This window comes from Dechloromonas sp. ZS-1, assembly GCF_039649255.1.
GTDB lineage: Bacteria > Pseudomonadota > Gammaproteobacteria > Burkholderiales > Rhodocyclaceae > Azonexus.
The window spans coordinates 81,470-99,480 of record NZ_JBDIYD010000007.1 but is presented as its reverse complement, the minus strand read 5'-3'; the positions used below and the strand labels follow the sequence as shown (position 1 = coordinate 99,480).

Below are 18,011 nucleotides of genomic sequence, written 5' to 3'. Positions count from 1 at the left end.
CCAAATTTGCGGCCCCAGGATGAAGCTCATCGTAAGGTGCGATGCTACGAAAATACGCGAGGTCTGGCAGATTGGTGTGAGCAGAGCGTAACAGCTACGTCGCGGCTGGATTCAGACGCTGAGCGCCATTATCGTGGGCAGTGTCGGCGTGTTTCACCGAGTTGAGATGAATATGAGCCAGCAAGATGGTGTGTTGGTAAATTGGGATGATGCCCGTGGCTTTGGGTTTATTGAGCCGGACTTGGGCGGGCCGCAGGTGTTTGTGCATGCCAAGGCGTTTGTCGCTATGGCCGGTCGTAAGCAGGCAGCAGGGCGCCCCGAGGTGGGGATGCGTTTACGTTTTACGGTGGAAACAACGGATGCCGGCAAAAAACGGGCGCAGCAGGTGGCGGTTCTGAAAGCGGTGCGCCAGCGCTCGAAAGCGGGGGATACCGGTTCGGCCCAATGGGGGACGGCCAGCTACTTTGCCTTGTTCGGCTTTGTCCTGGTTTATCTGCTTGTCGGTGCCCTGTGGCAGGTGCCGCACTGGGTGGCAGGCTGGTACGCGGGCTGGAGTCTGCTCTGTTTTGTGGCTTATGCCTGGGACAAGGCGGCGGCGCGGGCGGATCGGCGTCGGACGCCGGAGGATACCTTGCATGGGCTGGCCTTGATGGGGGGCTGGCCAGGGGCGCTGGTGGCGCAACAAGTGCTGCGGCACAAGTCGGCCAAGACGTCATTTCGCCGGATGTTCTGGCTGACGGTGCTGCTCAATGTGGCCGCCTTTGTGGGCCTCAATTGGCCTGCGGCGCGGGCCTATCTGCCGGTTTGAACTCGCTTGCCTGCAGCGGCCTCTGCTCAGCCATCGGTTTCCAGCCTATCATCGCTGTTTTCGCCATGAAGGTTGCCTGATGTCGCCAAGCTACTGGATCCTCCGCCATGAACACCGCCTGCTGACGCTGGCGGATGCTGCCGTGTTTCCGATGCTGGATGTGTCGCCGTGTCCGGAGGCTGGGGAGGGGGTGCTGGTCGGGGAATGGCAGGGCACGCCTTGCCGGGCGCTGGATCTGGCGGCGTTGCCGGATTACGGTTCGCCCTTGCTGGGTTTGCCCCTCTCCCTGACGCCGCTGCGCGAGTTGTACAGCCTCGGTGGCGAGGCGGCTTTTGCGCTGGCCGGGCGGGCGGTGCAGTTGCTGGATTGGCAGAAGCAGCACCGCTTTTGTGGCCAGTGTGGGACGTCGACCGTCGGCCTGCCCGGCGAGTCGGCCATGCAGTGCCCGGCGTGCGGTCTTGTGGCGTATCCGCGCATTTCGCCGGCCATCATGGTGCTGGTGCGGGATGGTGAGCGTTTGTTGCTGGCGCGCAGCCCGCGCTTCAAGCCGGGGGTCTATAGCGCGCTGGCCGGTTTTGTCGAGGCGGGCGAGTCGCTTGAGCAGTGCGCCGCCCGCGAGGTACGCGAGGAGGTGGGGATTGAGATTGCCAACCTGCGCTATTTCAGCAGCCAGTCCTGGCCGTTCCCGAATTCGCTGATGGTTGCCTTCTTTGCCGATTACGCTGGCGGTGAATTACAGCTTGATCCGGTTGAAATCGAAGATGCGCGCTGGTGCACGGTCGATGACCTGCCCCTGCTGCCGGACCGCCTGAGCATCTCGCGCCGCTTGATTGAGGCAGCGCTGGCCGACCTGCGCGGCTGACGGCTGTTTGAGTTGGCTTCCCGCAGAAAAAGCGGGAACAAGCAGGAACAGCCTCATTCACTCAGCCAGGCATGAATCGTCTGATAGAGCGTCTCCGGCAGGAAGGGCTTGGCAATGTGGGCGTTCATGCCGGCAGCCATGGCTGCCTGGCGATCTTCGTCGAAGGCATTGGCGGTCACGGCGATGATCGGGGTACTTCGGTTGAGCGAGTCCTGACGGATGGCACGCGTGGCATCGTAGCCATTGAGGCCGGGCATCTGGATGTCCATCAGGATCAGGTCGTAAGCAGATTGGCGCGCTGCGATGACCGCAGCGGCACCGTCCGCAGCGTGCTCAACGTTCAGGCCGGTATCGCCCAGGAGCGTGAGGACAATGTCGGCGGTGAGTGGGTCGTCTTCGACCATGAGCAGGCGCTTGTCGGCGTGCAGGCGATGGAGCGCGCGTTCGGCTTCATCGTGTAGTTTGCCGCCTAGATTCGATGCCGACGGGGCGGTATTTTTGCTCAGCGGCAGGCTGAACCAGAAACAGGCGCCGTGGCCTTCCGTGCTGTTGACGCCAATTTCTCCGCCCATCAGTTCGACCAGGCGTTTGCAAATGGCCAGCCCCAGGCCGGTGCCGCCAAATCGACGGGTCGTCGAGTTGTCCCCTTGTTCAAAGGGGCTGAATAGTCTGTGCTGGATTTCGTGGGGAATCCCGATGCCGGTGTCACGGACCTCAAAGCGGATACGGGCATGCTGTGCATCTTCCGTTTCAGCACGCACCAGCAGGGTCACGCGGCCCTGATGGGTAAATTTGATGGCATTGCCCACCAGATTGAGGAGGATCTGATTCAGGCGCAGGGCATCGCCCAGGAGTGGCAGGTCGGCCAGGCCGGGCGGGAGGTCGATGGCAAAAATCAGCCCCTTGTCACGGGCCAGTCCGACCTGCAGGTGCGCCATGTTTTCCAGGAGGGGGCCCAGTTGGAGCGGGTGCGACTCGAAGGCCATGCATTCGGCTTCGATTTTTGAGATGTCGAGAATGTCGTTCAGGATGGTCAGCAGGTGCTTTGCCGCGCTGGTTGCTTTGTCCAGCTGGCTGCGTCCATTCGGGTCTGCCATGCGCCTTTGGGCAAGACCGATCATGCCCAGCACGCCATTCATCGGGGTGCGCAATTCGTGGCTCATGTTGGCCAGGAAGGCACTCTTGGCCCGGTTGGCGGCCTCGGCGGCATCCTTGGCCTGTTGCAGTTCCTGGGTGCGTGCTTCGACCAGCGATTCCAGGTGCTGCTGATAACGTTCCAGTTCCTGCTGTGCCTGCTTCCGCGCATTGATGTCGGCAATGACGCCGATCAGCTGGAACTCCCCGGTGCTTTCATCCCGGAGCTGAATGCCGTTCAGATGTCCCCAGAACAGGCTGCCGTCCGGTCGCCAGTAATGACGGTCGACATCAACGCTGCCGATTTCACTGCGCATCAGTTGCAGCATTTTTGCCCGCCCGCTGTCGCGTTCCTCCGGTGCGATCAGGGAAACGTACTCGCTCCCGATCAGTTCGTCCTGAGGGCGGCCGAAGAGTTCGCTCATGTAGCGGTTGGCATGGGTAATACGCCCATCGGCATCGACCATGAAGATGCAGACATGTGCCGTATCGAGCAGCGCCCGCATGCGCTGTTCGCTGCGTTGCAGGGAACGGGTGCGTTCGCTGACGGTGTGCTCCAGTTGATTGCTTTGCTCGGCCAGTTGCGCCAGGGCAAGCCGCCGTTCGCGCATGCTGCGCAGCAGCCAGAAGATGAGCAGGCTTTGCAGGACGATCAGGGCCACCGCAGAGAGAATGCCTTCCTTGTATTTGTGCCAGACCGAATCCGGCTCGCCAACGATTTTTGCGTTGGGGGGCAAGCTGCTTTTCGCGATGCCAAAGCGGGTCAGGTCGGCATAGCTGAACATCGGGGTGGTGGGTGAAATCATCTGGAGCGGGATGTCATCCGCCGGCGTGCCGTCGAGAATGCGTTTAACCATGTCCGCCGCCGCATGCCCCTGGTCATAGCCATTCAGGACATGGCCGCCGACGATCCCGGTGCCGATGTAAAAATCCCAGAAGCTGTAGGCCGGTACGTGACCCGCCGTGGCAATCAGCCGACCGTTTTCCAGCGGTGTGAGCATGCGTCCATTGGCCTGCTCTCGGACCTGGCCCGCAATGAAGAGCAAGCTGTCCGGCGGCAAGGTCTCCAGATCGCGCTTCAGCGCTGCCAGCGTCACATCCTTGAAGACCTTGACCTGAAAACGTTCGCGCAAACCGGGCAGGACGTTGTCTTCAAAGGTTTCGCCGATTCGCTGATTGGTGCTGTCATTGCTGGAAAGCAGGAAGGCCAGGGTGCGGGTTTTGGGGTGCATGCCGAGGGCCATGTCGATGGTCCCCGTGAAGTTGGCGACCTCGTTGACGCCGGTAATCTGCCGCAATTGCTGCCGGAATTCCGGGCGATAGTTGTTGTAACCGCAGAAGACGATGGGGATGCCCGGAAACAGGCGATCCCGCTCCTGAACAATGAAGTCGTAAGCGGCGTTGTCTGAAACGACCACGACCTTGGGCGGATAGTTGGCGTATTTACTGCTCAGCAAATTCCGCAGCAAGGGCTGTTGCCGGGGTAGCGGGAAGCGCTTGGTATCGAGGTATTCAATGGAGAGCTCGACCCGTTTGCCGCTGCGATCCAGTTCTTCCTTGAGCCCGCGTTCGAGTTCGTCACTCCAAGCATAGCCGGGGTGGTACGAATTGATCAGGAGGACATGCACCTCGGGCAGTTCGGCGCTGTGTGCCGTAATCGGGATGCATAAAATCAGGCTGGCGAGATAAATACAAATAAATCGCAGGCTGTGCAGCGCTTGTATGTATTTGGTATTTTTCGTGAAATGCTTCATTGCCGCTCACACGCACAGGTTCCCTGATGAAACAGAGAATAGGGGTGTCGGGCCAAAAATGCACGCGATCCGGGGTACTTCTGGTGGACTATTGACAGTAAAACCGCTGCATTGCACGAGAGGCGTGCGTGTCGGGACTGCGGGGCGATGTGCCGCTCCAACTCAGGTTTGTTTGTCTGCCGCCTTCCATTTTTTCCAGTTCTGGCGGAATTTGCTGAGGGCGCTACCGCTCAGGTAGCTGCTTTGCAGATTGATTTTGGCGATGGCCGGATTGATGACCAGTTCGTCCCCCTGCCCAAAGACAGCGAGAACGGCAGACTTGGGCACGCGGGCGTGCAGCACCCCGGGGATGTCGTCCAGCTTTCGCGTGTTCTGAGCGGCAAACTGCTTGGCTTTGTTCGGGTCGGTGGTCCAGCACAGGCCGTTTTCGTGGTGCTTCATCGCGGCGGTGATGCCACGGAACAGCGGTATCTCGTCCGGCAGGCCGGCCAGGTGAGCGGCCCAGTCTTCCTTGCTGGCGCTGACGCGATACAGGCTTTCCGCATCGGCGGCTTCAAACATGCGGACAATCAGGCTGGTGCTCAGCGGAATATGGTCCAGCATGGCGCGTTCGCCGCATTCCCAGGCGGTGGCAAGGACTGCTCCCCAGGATTCGGCGGAGAATGTGCCGGCCTGAACGGCTTCCCAGCAATGCATGGCGAACTGGAAGACGGCGGTCGGTTCCTGGGTGCAGAAAATCTCGTCGATCTGGTTGGCGATGGCGCCGGCAACCAGCGGGTTTTCATTGGGCAGGGCCGCCAGCGAGGCGGTCACGAATTCATGCAGGTTGCCGTAGCGATCGGTATGCGCTTGCAGGTAGTCGAGCCAGGTAGCGGCGTCGATCTGCTCCTTGTCGGTGGTGACGCGGCCATCGTGTTCGATAACAAGGTACTGGTAGGTGTAACGCATGGACGATCCTGGCGCGGCGCGCGGAAAAGGCAGAACGAAGGGGGGGCGCCATTATAGCCAGCCCATCGCTCTCGCCCGGCTCGGATTGCGCGGCAGTGCGCCGGTAGTCCGCAGCGGCGCACCTTGCAAAACGGCGAGCCTACCCGTGCCGGGTGGGCTCGCCGTTGCCGGAGACCGGCGGGCTTACAGCCGGAAACGTTCGGTGGCGGCTTTGAGCGATTGGGCCGTGTTTTGCAGGGATTGCGCTGCCGATGCCGTGATCTGCATGCTGTGTCCCGTGTGTTCGACCTGGTTGGCAATGCGCTCCACTTGCTGGGCGAGCGCCGTGCTCGCCTCGCTCTGTTCACGGGTGGAGGCGGCCACGTCGCGCACGAGGTCTTCGGCGGCACGGGAACCCTCGGCGATGCGATGCAGCAGTTCGGTGGTCTGGCTGGCGGTGGCGCGGGCCTGTTCGGCCTCCGGTAAGGCGGCATCCATGACTTTGGCGGTGGTCTCCGTTTCGTTCTGGATACGATCGACCACGTTGGAAATCTCGACAGTGGCTTTTTCCGTTCGCTCGGCCAGGACACGCACTTCGTCGGCCACGACGGCAAAGCCGCGCCCCTGCTCACCGGCACGGGCGGCTTCGATGGCGGCATTCAGGGCCAGCAGGTTGGTCTGGCCGGCAATATCCTTGATCACCGAGGCCATGCGCGCGACTTCCTGCGTATTGCTGGCGAGCAAGCGGACCTTTTCTGCTGCGTTGGCGACGGTACCGGCCATGGTCGAGATGTTGGCGGCGACGGTCTCGACGCTTTGCTCACCCTGATGGGCGAGTTCTGCCGCCGTGCTGGCGTGGCGCTGAGTGTCTTCTGCATTGCCCGAGACATGATTGATCGAGACGGTGAGTTCCTCCATGGCTGCCGCCATGGCTTGGGTGGATTCGGTTTCCACATCGGCCGCTTCGGCCACCTCGCTTGACGTGCTGGCAATCTGGCGAGCCGACTCGGCCACCTGATTGGCCCCTTGGGTGATTTCACCCATCATCATGCGCAGGGACTGCACCAGATTGTCCAGTTCGCCGAGCAGGCTGTCGCGGCGGGCTGCACCCAGGGTGGCGGTCAGATCGCCTGCCGCTACGCGTGCCATGGTGGCTTGCGCCAGCGCCGGCTCCCCGCCGATCTGCTGCAGGATCGCCCGCGCCATCGACCAGGCAACGCCGCCGACGACGAGCAGGATCAGGGCGATCACGATGGCGGCATTGCGCAGTTGCTCATAAAACAGGGCATCGAGATCGTCGATGTAGAGGCCGGTGCCGATGACCCAGTCCCAGGCCGCGAAATGCTGCAGGTAATGCAGTTTCGGGATCTGGACGTCGCTGCCGGGGCGCGGGGTCTGTGTTTCGACGTACGCCGTTTTATCGAGCGCGACGCCGATCATGTTGCGAACCGTGTAAGCCCCCGATTTGTCCTTGCGATCCCAGTGCGATTTCCCGACATATTCAGGGCGGATCGGGTGCATGACCCCGATGCCCTTGCTGTCGTAGATATAAAAATATTCCGCGCCTTGATAGCGCATGCTGCGCAGCACATCCTTGGCGATTTTTTGGGCTTCATCCTGGCTCAGTTCGCCCCGCCCGGCCCGAGCATGAAGGTCCGTAACGGTACTCAAGGCAATCTCGACGGCGGCTTGCAGCGTGGCCTTGCGGTCTGCAAGCAGCTGGGTCCGCAAGTGAAGGATTTCGAAGGCCCCGAGGGCCACCAGGCCGATCAGGGCAACGAGCACCGAGAGGGTCAGCCGCCCCTTCAGGCTGCGGAAATGAAATGCGCCCATGTTTGTCTCTCCATCTTGTTTGAGGCCGTCTGTGGTGGCCTGTGGTGCCCTTGTTATGCGGGGATGCCCCTGAGGTGTGCGTGGCCCACCCATGCAGGCTAGTGCTTTCGCCTGCCGATGTCTACGGATTGAGGGTTTGTGCCGGGTTTCAGGTGGCTTTCCTGGCTGTTCGCGGCTTTTTGTCGGCGTGTTTGCTGCCGGGGGCTTTGCTTGGGTCCGCCTGCTCCAGCCAGATCAGGGTGTCGATGTAGGACATGAAGCCTTGCAGGTAATCCGGCGCGATGTCGCGCATGATCTGCAGGCTGCGCAGGACCAGATGCTGCGAGTTCATCGGGCCGGCATTCTCCGGGGCCTGGGCCAGGGTTTGCGTCAGTTGCTGCTCCGTACTCAGGCGTGACCAGGCATCGCGGAAATACGCGACGGCTTTCAGTTCGGGCGCAGCCTCGCCGATGCGTGGTGTGGATTTGGCGGGTTTTTCGGCGTCGACCGTCGGCAAGCTGGGGCTCGATGCCGGTGCGGCCGCCAGGTTGGGGCCGAGTGGTGTTTCACCCTGCTCACGCAGATAGGCGAGCAGGGTGCTCAGCGGGGAACTGCCGGTCGCGGCACAGGGAACGGGCTTGGCGGGGCTTGTGGCCAGATCTGCAGCAAAACGGGCGATGTCCGCCGTCAGCTTTTGCTGCAGCGGGGCGCGGATGGCAGCCGGTTGTGCCGAGATGCGTCGAGCCAGGGCGCTCAGGTAGGCAAGGCGTACCGGATCATGTTCGGCCGCTCCCAGCGCGTGCAGCGCATCCAGTTCGGGTGTGGGCGCCGCAATGGGGGTGGGTGTCCCCGTGGCCATCGGAGCGTGCTCGGTGGGCAAGGTCGCCGATGGCGTGGGCTGCCTTTCAGCCATTGCCTTCCTTGGCCGCCTGGCTCGATTTCGGCACGGGGGCCATCTCGACGCGGCGGTTGCGGGCACGGCCTTCGGCATCGCTGTTGGCGGCCACCGGCTGTTGCGCACCGAAGGCAGCGGCAAAAATGGCATCAGCCGGCACGCCTTCTTCGATCAGGGTGCGGGTGACGGTCAACGCCCGCTGGGCCGACAATTCCCAGTTGTCGGCAAACTGGCGGTTGCTGCCGCGTACCGGCATGTCGTCGGTGAAACCGCTGACCATCAGCATCTGTCCGGTGGCGCCGAGGTAGGCGGCGATGGGTGGAGCCAAGCCTTTCAGCACTTGCCGGCCTTCGGCTTGCAGATGATCGGAATTGAGGGCAAAGAGCACATTGCCGCTGATCCCGATCTTGCCGTTGTTGAGGGTGACGCGCCCGGAGGCCAGCGGGCCGGCCAGGGCTTTTTCCAGGGCCTGGCGGCGCTGTTCTTCCTGCTGGCGTTTGGCGATTTCGGCTTCCAGGCTGCTGACCAGCTCCAGCTGCACGCCAAGGACACCCACCAGAATGAGGACGAAGGCCCCGAGCAGGCCGGACATCAGGTCGCCAAAGACAGCCCAGATGGGCGTGCCGTGTTCGCCGCCGGCGTCGTGCTCTTCCATGCTCACGCCTCGTTGACCGTGCCGGCCACACGTTGCAGGTCATCGACCATCTTCTTCTGCGAGAGGATGGAGAGGTCGATGATCTCGCGGGCCTGAGCGACGTAGTAGGCGAGTTGTTCATCGCTGCGCGTGAGCGACTTGGCGAGCGCGCCTTCGATGCGCTGCAGGGCGCCCATCATCTTCTCGCTGGATTCGGCAAACAGATTCACGGCCGTGCCGAAGGCCTCGCCCAGGCTGGCCACTTCCAGCGCCCCGCCCGCCACGCCGGCGCTGACCTCGATCAGCTTGCCGGTTTCGCCCTCCACCTTGCTGGCGAAGTTGTCCCCGATGCGCGCCAGCAGATCGGCCGAGGAGGCGACCAGCGCGTCGATGGCGCCGCGTTGTTCGGTCGAGGCGTGGTTGATCGCATCGAGCAGGGTGCTCAGCGTCGCCATGATGCGGCTGCGTTCTTCGAGCAGGCTGTTGTCGCGCGCCATGCTGGCCGAGAGTTCCTGGCGCAGCTGGCCGATCACCTCGGCGGCGGCCTTGGGGGCTTCGGCGGCGGTCTGCATCAGGCGGGTGACTTCGGCAATGGTGGTCTCGGCCTGCTGCTGGGTGGCGGCCACCAGATCGCGCGCCGTATTGCTCAGGGTTTCCGTGAGTGCCTGCTGTTGGGCGAGGGCGGCGTCGCCGTGGCCTTGCCATTGCGTTTCCAGCTTGCCGGCCATGGCCGTGAGGGCAGCGGTGAACTGGTCCTGGCGGGCCTGTTCGCCGCTTGCCCAGTCGCGCTGCCAGTCCGCTTGCGTGGCGCGCAGGTCGGCGAGCAGGGCGGCGGTGCGTTGGGCGAAGGTGTCGGCCAGCGCGGTCTGGGTCTGGTCGAGTGCCTGGGTCAGGCGCTCACTGGCTTGCTCGTGCTTGCTCAGGGCGGCTTGCCAGGTCTCGGCCACGGTGTTCACGGCCACGTCGAAACGCTGGGCAATGCCGTCGAGCTGGCTGGCCACCTGGCCGGCGATGGCGCGCTGTTGCGCGTCGCCCTGCTCGGTCTGGCGGGCATGCTGGAGGGCGAGTTCGGCCTTGAGTGCCGCGTGCGCTTCGGCCACCGAATCGAGCAGTGCCTGGGAACGGCTGCCGAAGGTGTCGGCAAAGCCGTTCAGCGTGCTGTTGAGTGCGGCGTTGAGGGCGCTGCCTTCTGCCTGATGCGTGGCGAGCGCCTGCTGCCAGGTCTCGGCCACCGCGCTCACCGCCCGATCGAGGCGCCGGGTGATGGTGTCGATCTGCGCCGTCACGGTGCCGGCAAGGTGCGCTTGCTGGGTTTCAGCGGTACGGGTGACGGCGACATGGGTGTCGGCGACGGTCGACAGCAGGATTTGCGTCTTTTCGTCGAAGCTGCCGGCAATCCGGCTGACCGAGCTGTCGAGACGGGTGCTCAGGTCGTCAAAGCGGGCAGCCAGTGTGTCGACCAAGGTCTGTTGCTGCTGCCGGGTGGTGGTGGTCAAGGCCTGCTGGCGCTCGACAGCCTCGCTGTGCAGATGGGCCTGGCGGGTTTCGATGGCGTCGAGCAAGGTGTTCGAACGCTGCGTGAAGGTCTCGGCGTAGCGGTCGAGGGTGTCGGCCAGCAGGGCGCGCTGGGCTTCGCTGGCCTGCTCGTGCCGATGCAGGGCGTCCGTCCAGTGGCTGCTGACTGCGCTGACCGTTTGCGTGAACTGCCCGGTCAGGCCTTCCAGTTGTCCTTGCAGGCTGCCGGAAAGCGTTTCGTTCAGCTTGCGGCTCTCGTCGGCGATCTGCTGCATCGTCGCCGTGACGACCGGCTGAATGGTGTTGGCCGCGACGCTGGCACTGTCTTTCAGCGTGGTTTTCAGGGATTGGTCGACCGATTGGGCAAGCTGGGTGTACAGCGTGCTCGTCTCGCTGTGGAAGCGTGCCTGACCGGCCAGCAACTGTTCGCTCAACTGGCGCTGCTGCGCCGCCATCTGCTGCATCATCGTATCCAGCTTGCCGACGAGGTCCGGCAGCGACTGGGCCTGCGCTTGCAGGGCCTTGAAGGTTTCCTGGCGCTGGTGGGTGAGCGAGAAATCACGCAATACGCCGGCAATCCGGCTGTCGAGCTGTTGGCCGACTTTCAGGCGGTCACGCCGGCACAGGGCGGAAATCAGGCCGAGCATGGCCGAGGTGGCGACCCCGGCGACCGAGGTGCCGAAGGCGACGCCGAGGCCTTTGACCGGCGCGGCCAGGGCGGCGCGGATGGTCTGCAGGTCGGTGGTGCTTTCCAGCGCCAGCACGGCGCCATTCAGCGTGACGACCATGCCGAGAAAGGTGCCGAGCATGCCCAGCAGCACGAGCAGGCCGACCAGATAGGGCGTGATGTGCGGGCCGGGCAGCGCCACGCGTTCGCCCTCGATGCGCTGGCGCACGGTGTTGCGCAGCGCACCCGGAACCTGCTGCAACCACTCGCCCAGATGGCCGAGATCATCCGGAATGTTGGCCAGCGCAGCGGCAAGGCTTTCGGTATTGCGCTGGAAACGGCGCATTTCGAGGGCCCCGACGAGGTAGACCGTTGTGATGACCAGCGTGACGGCGAGGGCCAGCAGGCTGCCGTCGAGATAGCCCAGCGCTACCCAGAGGCAGGCAATGAGACCGAGGACAAAGGCGAAGAGGGCGTAGTTACGGTTCATGGGGCGGGTCTTCCGGCGTGTCGGCAGTCTTTCCCAAGGCGGCGATGAGGCCGGCCACGGGTTTCAGGCGAAGATCGAGTTCGGCCAGCAGGACGGCCTGGGTGTCCTGACAAAAGGCGGCCAGCCAGCTGTCGGGGTCGGTCCAGCGGGCGGGATCGTCCGCTTCGCCCGGCGGTAGCTGGGCGCGATGGGCGGCGAGCCGTTCGGAAAAGCGTTTGGCCAGCAGCATCGGGATCAGGGAGAGCAGATGGCGCTCCCGGCTGAACAGGGCTTTTTCGAATGCGGCATCGAGTTCGGCCAGTTGCCGGTGCGCGGGGGCAAGGCTGCTCAGTGCCTTGCGCGCATGGGTACGCAGGGCACTGATCGCGCTGCTCATGTCGCGCTGGTGGGCGAGATAAAAGCGATGGTAGGGCGAAAAATCGGCAGCGCTTTCGGCAGTGGCCTCGGGCAGTGGCGTGGGAAAACGCAGCTTGGCTGGTTCGCTGGTGAACACCCCGTCGTTGGCGATCGATTGGGCGAGTTGCCGGCGGGTGCGTGTCAGTTGTTCCTGCAGGGCATGGGCGCGCGGGTGCGTCGGCGCAGGCGCGGCGTTTCCGGTGCCGGTATTGAGCACCGAAAAGAGGGCGAGTGCGTCCGTGAAGTCCAGCCATTGCCCCAGGCGCTCGCCGAAGTCGTAGTGCAAAGCGTTGGCGTGGGGGACGGTTTCGGAGAGGATCCGAACCAGGCCGGCACGATTGAATGTGGCGCGTTGCAAGGCACCAGCCATGTTCAATACCCGTGTCGTCAATCGGAAAAGGCCGCAAGGCTACTACAACTTGCCGTATCGGTCAGCGGGTATGACGTCAGGCTGTCCGGCGCATGGCGGGAAAACGCATCTTGCCGGTAGCGGCTTCTCCGCCGGTGAGGGTGTGTCGCCTTGCCTGGGGGTTCGGGCGTTGGATTTGACGCGACGATGCGTCGAAAGGGCGAGGAAAAGCGTGTGCGCGGGCGGCGGGGGGCGCGTGCCTCGGTTATAATTCCGCCTTTCGCGAAACCCCTGATTTTTCCTCATGGCCGACATCCTTTGCCTCAAGGGCGACACCGCTCTTTCCGCTTTCCGTCTGCAACGCCTGCAAGCCCGCCTGACTGCGGCTGTCTCCGATATCGAGTCGGTGAGCGCCGATTACTGGCATGTCGTGGCGCAGAAGCGTCCGCTGACTGCCGACGAGCGCGCCAAGCTGGCGCAACTCCTTGAAGAGCAGCCGGCCACCGAGGACAAGGGCCAGCTCTTCCTGGTCTCGCCGCGCATCGGCACGATTTCCCCGTGGTCCTCGAAGGCCACCGACATCGCCTTCAACTGCGATCTGGAACCGGCCCTCGAGCGTATCGAGCGTGTCGTGGCCTACCACGTGGTGCTCAAGGGCGGCCGCGTGCTGACTGCCGACGAGCAGAAAATCGTTGTCGGCCTGCTGCATGACCGCATGACCGAATCGGTGCTGGCCGGTTTTGCCGAAGCCGGCGAACTGTTCCGTCATTTCGAGCCGAAGCCGCTGGCGACGGTCGACGTGCTGGGCGGTGGCAAATCCGCGCTGGTCGAGGCCAACGGCGCCCTGGGTCTGGCCCTCTCCGATGACGAAATCGACTACCTGCTCGACATCTTCACCAAGGCCAAGCGCAACCCGACCGACGTCGAACTGATGATGTTCGCGCAGGCCAACTCCGAGCACTGCCGCCACAAGATTTTCAACGCCTCCTGGGTGATCGACGGCGAGCAGAAGGACAAGACCCTGTTCGGCATGATCCGCGAAACCCACGCCGCCCACCCGCAGGGCACGGTGATGGCCTATGCCGATAACGCCTCGATCATCGAGGGCGCGACGATCAACCGTTTCTACCCGGATGCGGATCGTGGCTATTCCTACAAGGAAGAGCTGACCCACATCCTGACCAAGGTCGAGACGCACAATCACCCGACCGCCATTTCGCCCTTCCCGGGCGCGTCGACCGGCAGCGGCGGTGAAATCCGCGACGAAGGCGCGACCGGCAAAGGCTCCAAGCCCAAGGCCGGCCTGTGCGGCTTCTCGGTCTCCAACCTGAACATCCCGGATGCGCCGCAACCGTGGGAAAAAGCCTACGGCCGCCCGTCGCGCATCGCCTCCGCCCTCGACATCATGATCGAAGGCCCGATCGGCGCCGCCGCCTTCAACAACGAATTCGGCCGTCCGAACCTGACCGGCTATTTCCGCACCTACGAGCAGGATGTCGCCGGTGTGGTCCGTGGCTACCACAAGCCGATCATGATCGCCGGTGGTCTGGGCTCGATCCAGGCCGAGCAGTCCTTCAAGGAAGAAACCTTCCCGGTCGGCACGCTGTTCGTGCAGCTGGGTGGCCCGGGCATGTTGATTGGTCTGGGCGGCGGTGCCGCCTCGTCGATGACGGCTGGCGTCAATGCCGAAGACCTCGATTTCGCCTCGGTGCAACGCGGCAACCCGGAAATCCAGCGCCGCGCGCAGGAAGTCATCGACCGTTGCTGGCAGATGGGCAAGGACAACCCGATTCTCTCCGTGCATGACGTCGGCGCCGGTGGCGTCTCCAACGCCCTGCCGGAACTCGCCCACTCGGGCGGCGTCGGCGCCAAATTCGATCTGCGCAAGGTGCCGATTCTCGAGCCGGGCATGTCGCCGGCTGAAATCTGGTCGAACGAATCGCAGGAACGTTACGTGCTGGCCATCCCGCCGGCCCGCATCGCCGAGTTCCAGGCCATGTGCGAGCGCGAGCGCTGCCCGTTTGCCGTGGTCGGTGAAGCCACCGGCGACGGCCACCTGACCGTCACCGACGCGCATTTCGGCGTCAACCCGGTCGATATGGAAATGGAAGCGCTGCTCGGCAAGCCGCCGCGCATGACCCGCGACGTGACCAGCCAGCCGTCCAGCTTCGTGGCCTTCGACGCCGTCTCGCTGGAGCTGAAGGACGCCGCCTACCGCCTGATGAAGCTGCCGGCGATTGCCGACAAGACCTTCCTGATCTCCATCGGCGACCGCTCGGTCGGCGGCATGACGGCGCGCGACCAGATGGTCGGCCCGTGGCAGGTGCCGGTGGCCGATGTGGCGGTGACCACGATGGGTTACCAGGGCTACCTCGGCGAAGCCTTCGCGATGGGCGAGCGCACCCCGGTTGCGGTGCTTGACGCGCCGGCTTCGGGGCGCATGGCGATTGCCGAATCGCTGACCAACCTGGCTGCTGCCGATGTCGGCGACCTCTCCAAGGTCAAGCTCTCCGCTAACTGGATGGCCCCGTGCGGCGTGCCGGGCGAAGATGCCCGCCTGTACGCCACCGTTGAAGGCATTTCGCAGCTGTGCAAGCAGGTCGGCGTCTCGATTCCGGTCGGCAAGGATTCGCTCTCCATGCGCACCGCCTGGGATGAGAACGGCGAGAAGAAGCAGGTGGTTTCGCCGCTCTCGCTGATCATCACCGCCTTCTCCGCCGTCGACGACGTGCGCAAGACGCTGACCCCGGTGTTGAACCGTGACTGCGGCGACAGCGACCTGATCCTGATCGACCTCGGCCAGAAGCGCCTCGGCGGCTCCTGTCTGGCGCAGGTGTACAACGCCACCGGCAGCGATGCGCCGGATGTCGATGAACCGCAGCAACTCAAGGCGCTGTTCAACACCGTCCAGAACCTCAACCGTGCCGGCCTGATCCAGGCTTACCACGACCGTTCCGACGGCGGTCTGCTTGCCGCTGCCGCCGAAATGGCCTTTGCCAGCCGCTGTGGCGTGACCCTGGACCTCGATGGCATCTGCTTCGACGCCCAGGCGCTGGATGTCGATGGCGCTGAAAAGCGCCCGGACCTGATGGCTGGCCGCGATTTCGAACATGTCGTGCGCGCCCTGTTCAACGAAGAGGTCGGTGCGCTGATCCAGGTCAAGCGCGACGACCGTGCCACCGTCACCCAGCAACTGCGTGAGGCCGGTCTGCCGTACCACTTCGTCGGCTATCCGAACATGAGCGACGAAATCCGCGTCGTGCGTAACGCCAAGAAGCTGCTGCGCGAAAAGCGCGTCGATCTGCAGCGTGCCTGGTCCGAGACCAGCTACCAGATGCAGACCCTGCGCGATAACCCGAGCTGCGCCCAGCAGGAATTCGACCGCATTCTGGATACCAGCGATCCGGGCCTGTCGCCGAAGGTGACCTTCGATCCGCAGGACGATTTCACCCAGGTCTATCTGCAGCTCGGCGCCAAGCCGCGCATGGCCATCCTGCGTGAGCAGGGCGTCAACAGCCATTACGAAATGGCCGCTGCGTTCGATCGCGCCGGCTTCGCGACGGTCGACGTGCATATGAGCGACATTTTGGCCGGCCGCGTCAGCCTCAAGGACTTCAAGGGCCTGGTTGCCTGCGGCGGCTTCTCCTACGGCGACGTGCTCGGCGCCGGCCAGGGCTGGGCCAAGACCATCCTGATGCACGAAGGCTGTCGCGACGAGTTCGCTGCCTTCTTCAACCGCCAGGACACCTTTGCGCTGGGCGTGTGTAATGGCTGCCAGATGATGAGCGCCCTCAAGTCGATCATCCCTGGTGCCGAACACTGGCCGGCCTTCCGCCGCAACAAGGTCGAGCAGTTCGAAGCCCGCTTCGTGATGACCGAAGTGACCGACTCCCCGTCGCTCTTCTTCAACGGCATGGAAGGCTCGCTGATCCCCATCGTCGTCTCGCACGGCGAAGGCCGAGCCGTGTTCGACAATGCCGACGACGAAGCCAAGGTGCTGCGTGCGCTGCGCTATGTCGACAACAAGGGCGAGGCCACCGAGGTCTATCCGTACAACCCGAATGGTTCGAAGGGCGGCCTGACCGCCGTGACGACCGACGATGGTCGCTTCACGATCATGATGCCGCATCCGGAACGCGTTTTCCGTAGCGTGCAGATGTCGTGGCATCCGGAAAACTGGGGTGAAGATAGCCCGTGGATGCGCATGTTCCGCAACGCCCGTCGCTGGGTGGGCTAAGCCGCAGCAGGCAAGCGACAATCGAAAACGGCGCCTCAGGCGCCGTTTTTTTATGCCTGCGCGCATGGGGCCATGCCGCATTGCCCTCCTGACGCGGATGGTGCTTTTAATCAGAGGCGCTTGCTGGGATGATGCACTGTGCTTATTTGAGAGGAATACGGATCATGGCCCTGCGTCCTTTGCTTCTGGCCGGTATGGTGTGCAGCAGCCTCCTGCTCGGAACGATGTCTGCCCCGGCGGCTGCCACGACATCCGGAGCATTTCCGGATGCGCAAGCCAGCGACCCGGCACGCTTGGGCTGGATGGTGGGGGCCCCCCCTCCGGCAGATCGGCAGATTCGTTTTGAAGACGGGAGTTATTTTCGTTTTCCGCAATGGCGCTGGAGCGTTGCGAATTTCCGCCAGCTGATGCCGACGGTGAACGTATCGCGCGGGCTGACGCCAGCGGTGCCGCTCAAAGCCCGTCAGCGCAACGATATCGATGTGCTGACTTTCGTGCCGCTCGGCCGCGAGCAGCCCATGACCTGGGCGCAGTCGCTCCAGGAAAACTACACCGACGGGATTGTCATCCTGCATCGCGGCGAACTAGTGTATGAGCGCTATTTCGGTGTGTTGAAGCCGGAAGGGCAGCATGGTGCCATGTCGGTGACCAAGACTTTCGTCGGCACGCTGGCAGCACTCTTGGTGGCGGAAGGGACGCTGGACCCGGGACGCAAGGTTGCCGACTATGTGCCGGAGCTGGCTCAATCGGCATTTGGCAGTGCCACGGTCAGGCAGCTGATGGACATGACCACTGCAATCCGTTTTAGCGAAGATTATGCCGATCCGAAAGCCGAGGTCTGGGCGCATGCGGCGGCTGGCAACCCGCTGCCCAAGCCGGCCGATTATCAGGGGCCGCGGACTTACTATGAGTTTCTCGCAACGGTGCAACAGGCGGGGCAGCATGGCGAGGCTTTCCACTATCGCACGGCCAACTCCGATGCCCTGGGTTGGGTGCTGGCGCGGGTCAGTGGCCGTTCGGTGGCGCAATTGCTGTCCGAGCGGATCTGGCAGAAATTGGGGGCCGAGCAGGATGCGTATATGTCGGTCGACTCAATCGGAACCCCTTTTGCGGGCGGCGGACTCAATCTGGGCTTGCGCGATCTGGCCCGTTTTGGCGAGATGCTCCGGAATCAGGGGCGCTATAACGGTCAGCAAATCCTGCCGGAAAGCGTGGTGGCCGATATTCGCCGGGGCGGCAGCACGGCGGATTTCGCGCAAGCCGGTTACACGCAGCTTTCCGGCTGGAGTTATCGCAATATGTGGTGGGTGACCCATAATCCGCACGGCGCTTTCATGGCGCGCGGTGTGCACGGTCAGGCGCTGTACGTCGATCCGGTCGCCGAGATGGTCATTGCCCGCTTTGCTAGTCATCCCGTTGCGGGGAATACCGCCATCGATCCCACTTCCTTGCCAGCTTACGAGGCCGTTGCAAAACACCTGATGAGGCGCAATTAAGGGCGCAGAGCGGGCGGCCGGTTGGTGGCGTACAG

General features: G+C 63.5%; 11 protein-coding genes. 4 read left to right on the top strand and 7 right to left on the bottom strand.

The annotated features are described in order from the left end of the window. Nucleotides 1–172: 172 nt before the first annotated feature. Together AACO21_RS10865 and nudC are read left to right on the top strand one after the other, a co-directional pair. Complete coding sequence (locus AACO21_RS10865; protein ID WP_346192536.1) at nt 173–808, top strand: DUF1294 domain-containing protein; 636 nt, start codon at nt 173–175, stop codon at nt 806–808. A gap of 79 nt (nt 809–887) precedes the next feature. Then, nucleotides 888–1,670 (top strand): NAD(+) diphosphatase, encoded by a 783-nt coding sequence (gene nudC, locus AACO21_RS10860; protein WP_346192535.1) that lies wholly within the window; start codon nt 888–890, stop codon nt 1,668–1,670. Nucleotides 1,671–1,723: 53 nt separating this feature from the next. On the opposite strand, the gene AACO21_RS10855 is transcribed toward nudC, so the two are convergent. The 7 genes from AACO21_RS10855 to AACO21_RS10825 all read right to left on the bottom strand — a co-directional run bounded on the left by AACO21_RS10855 (nt 1,724) and on the right by AACO21_RS10825 (nt 12,264). After that, entirely contained in the window at nt 1,724–4,558 is a 2,835-nt protein-coding gene (locus tag AACO21_RS10855) for an ATP-binding protein (RefSeq protein WP_346192534.1), read from the bottom strand. A 162-nt stretch (nt 4,559–4,720) separates the two neighbouring features. Further along, complete coding sequence (locus AACO21_RS10850; protein ID WP_346192533.1) at nt 4,721–5,506, bottom strand: hypothetical protein; 786 nt, start codon at nt 5,504–5,506, stop codon at nt 4,721–4,723. 183 nt (nt 5,507–5,689) lie between these two features. Continuing rightward, nucleotides 5,690–7,318, bottom strand: a complete 1,629-nt coding sequence (locus AACO21_RS10845; RefSeq protein WP_346192532.1) for a methyl-accepting chemotaxis protein — start codon at nt 7,316–7,318, stop codon at nt 5,690–5,692. Between the two features lie 148 nt (nt 7,319–7,466). Further along, nucleotides 7,467–8,210 (bottom strand): DUF2894 domain-containing protein, encoded by a 744-nt coding sequence (locus tag AACO21_RS10840; protein ID WP_346192531.1) that lies wholly within the window; start codon nt 8,208–8,210, stop codon nt 7,467–7,469. After that, nucleotides 8,203–8,847: an OmpA family protein gene (locus AACO21_RS10835; protein ID WP_346192530.1), complete on the bottom strand. Its 645-nt coding sequence runs from the start codon at nt 8,845–8,847 to the stop codon at nt 8,203–8,205. Before AACO21_RS10835 ends, AACO21_RS10840 begins: the two co-directional genes overlap by 8 nt. Nucleotides 8,848–8,849: 2 nt before the next feature. Next, nucleotides 8,850–11,498, bottom strand: coding sequence for a DUF802 domain-containing protein (locus AACO21_RS10830; RefSeq protein WP_346192529.1), 2,649 nt, complete (start codon nt 11,496–11,498; stop codon nt 8,850–8,852). After that, the gene (locus tag AACO21_RS10825; RefSeq protein ID WP_346192528.1) at nt 11,488–12,264 is read right to left on the bottom strand and encodes a DUF3348 domain-containing protein; all 777 of its coding nucleotides are present in this window, start codon (nt 12,262–12,264) and stop codon (nt 11,488–11,490) included. Before AACO21_RS10825 ends, AACO21_RS10830 begins: the two co-directional genes overlap by 11 nt. Before the next feature lie 283 nt (nt 12,265–12,547). Here AACO21_RS10825 and purL point away from each other — a divergent pair, with 283 nt between their 5' ends. Both purL and AACO21_RS10815 read left to right on the top strand, forming a co-directional pair. Next, entirely contained in the window at nt 12,548–16,480 is a 3,933-nt protein-coding gene (purL, locus tag AACO21_RS10820; protein ID WP_346192527.1) for a phosphoribosylformylglycinamidine synthase, read from the top strand. Between the two features lie 164 nt (nt 16,481–16,644). Continuing rightward, nucleotides 16,645–17,976 carry a serine hydrolase gene (locus AACO21_RS10815; RefSeq protein ID WP_346192526.1) on the top strand — a complete coding sequence of 444 codons (1,332 nt, stop codon included), beginning with the start codon at nt 16,645–16,647 and terminating at the stop codon, nt 17,974–17,976. Nucleotides 17,977–18,011 lie beyond the last annotated feature (35 nt).

Coding starts and splice junctions, on each gene's coding strand:
- AACO21_RS10865 (WP_346192536.1), top strand. CDS start 173: ATGAGCCAGCAAGATGGTGTGTTGGTAAATTGGGATGATGCCCGTGGC.
- nudC (WP_346192535.1), top strand. CDS start 888: ATGTCGCCAAGCTACTGGATCCTCCGCCATGAACACCGCCTGCTGACG.
- AACO21_RS10855 (WP_346192534.1), bottom strand. CDS start 4,558: ATGAAGCATTTCACGAAAAATACCAAATACATACAAGCGCTGCACAGC.
- AACO21_RS10850 (WP_346192533.1), bottom strand. CDS start 5,506: ATGCGTTACACCTACCAGTACCTTGTTATCGAACACGATGGCCGCGTC.
- AACO21_RS10845 (WP_346192532.1), bottom strand. CDS start 7,318: ATGGGCGCATTTCATTTCCGCAGCCTGAAGGGGCGGCTGACCCTCTCG.
- AACO21_RS10840 (WP_346192531.1), bottom strand. CDS start 8,210: ATGGCTGAAAGGCAGCCCACGCCATCGGCGACCTTGCCCACCGAGCAC.
- AACO21_RS10835 (WP_346192530.1), bottom strand. CDS start 8,847: ATGGAAGAGCACGACGCCGGCGGCGAACACGGCACGCCCATCTGGGCT.
- AACO21_RS10830 (WP_346192529.1), bottom strand. CDS start 11,498: ATGAACCGTAACTACGCCCTCTTCGCCTTTGTCCTCGGTCTCATTGCC.
- AACO21_RS10825 (WP_346192528.1), bottom strand. CDS start 12,264: ATGGCTGGTGCCTTGCAACGCGCCACATTCAATCGTGCCGGCCTGGTT.
- purL (WP_346192527.1), top strand. CDS start 12,548: ATGGCCGACATCCTTTGCCTCAAGGGCGACACCGCTCTTTCCGCTTTC.
- AACO21_RS10815 (WP_346192526.1), top strand. CDS start 16,645: ATGGCCCTGCGTCCTTTGCTTCTGGCCGGTATGGTGTGCAGCAGCCTC.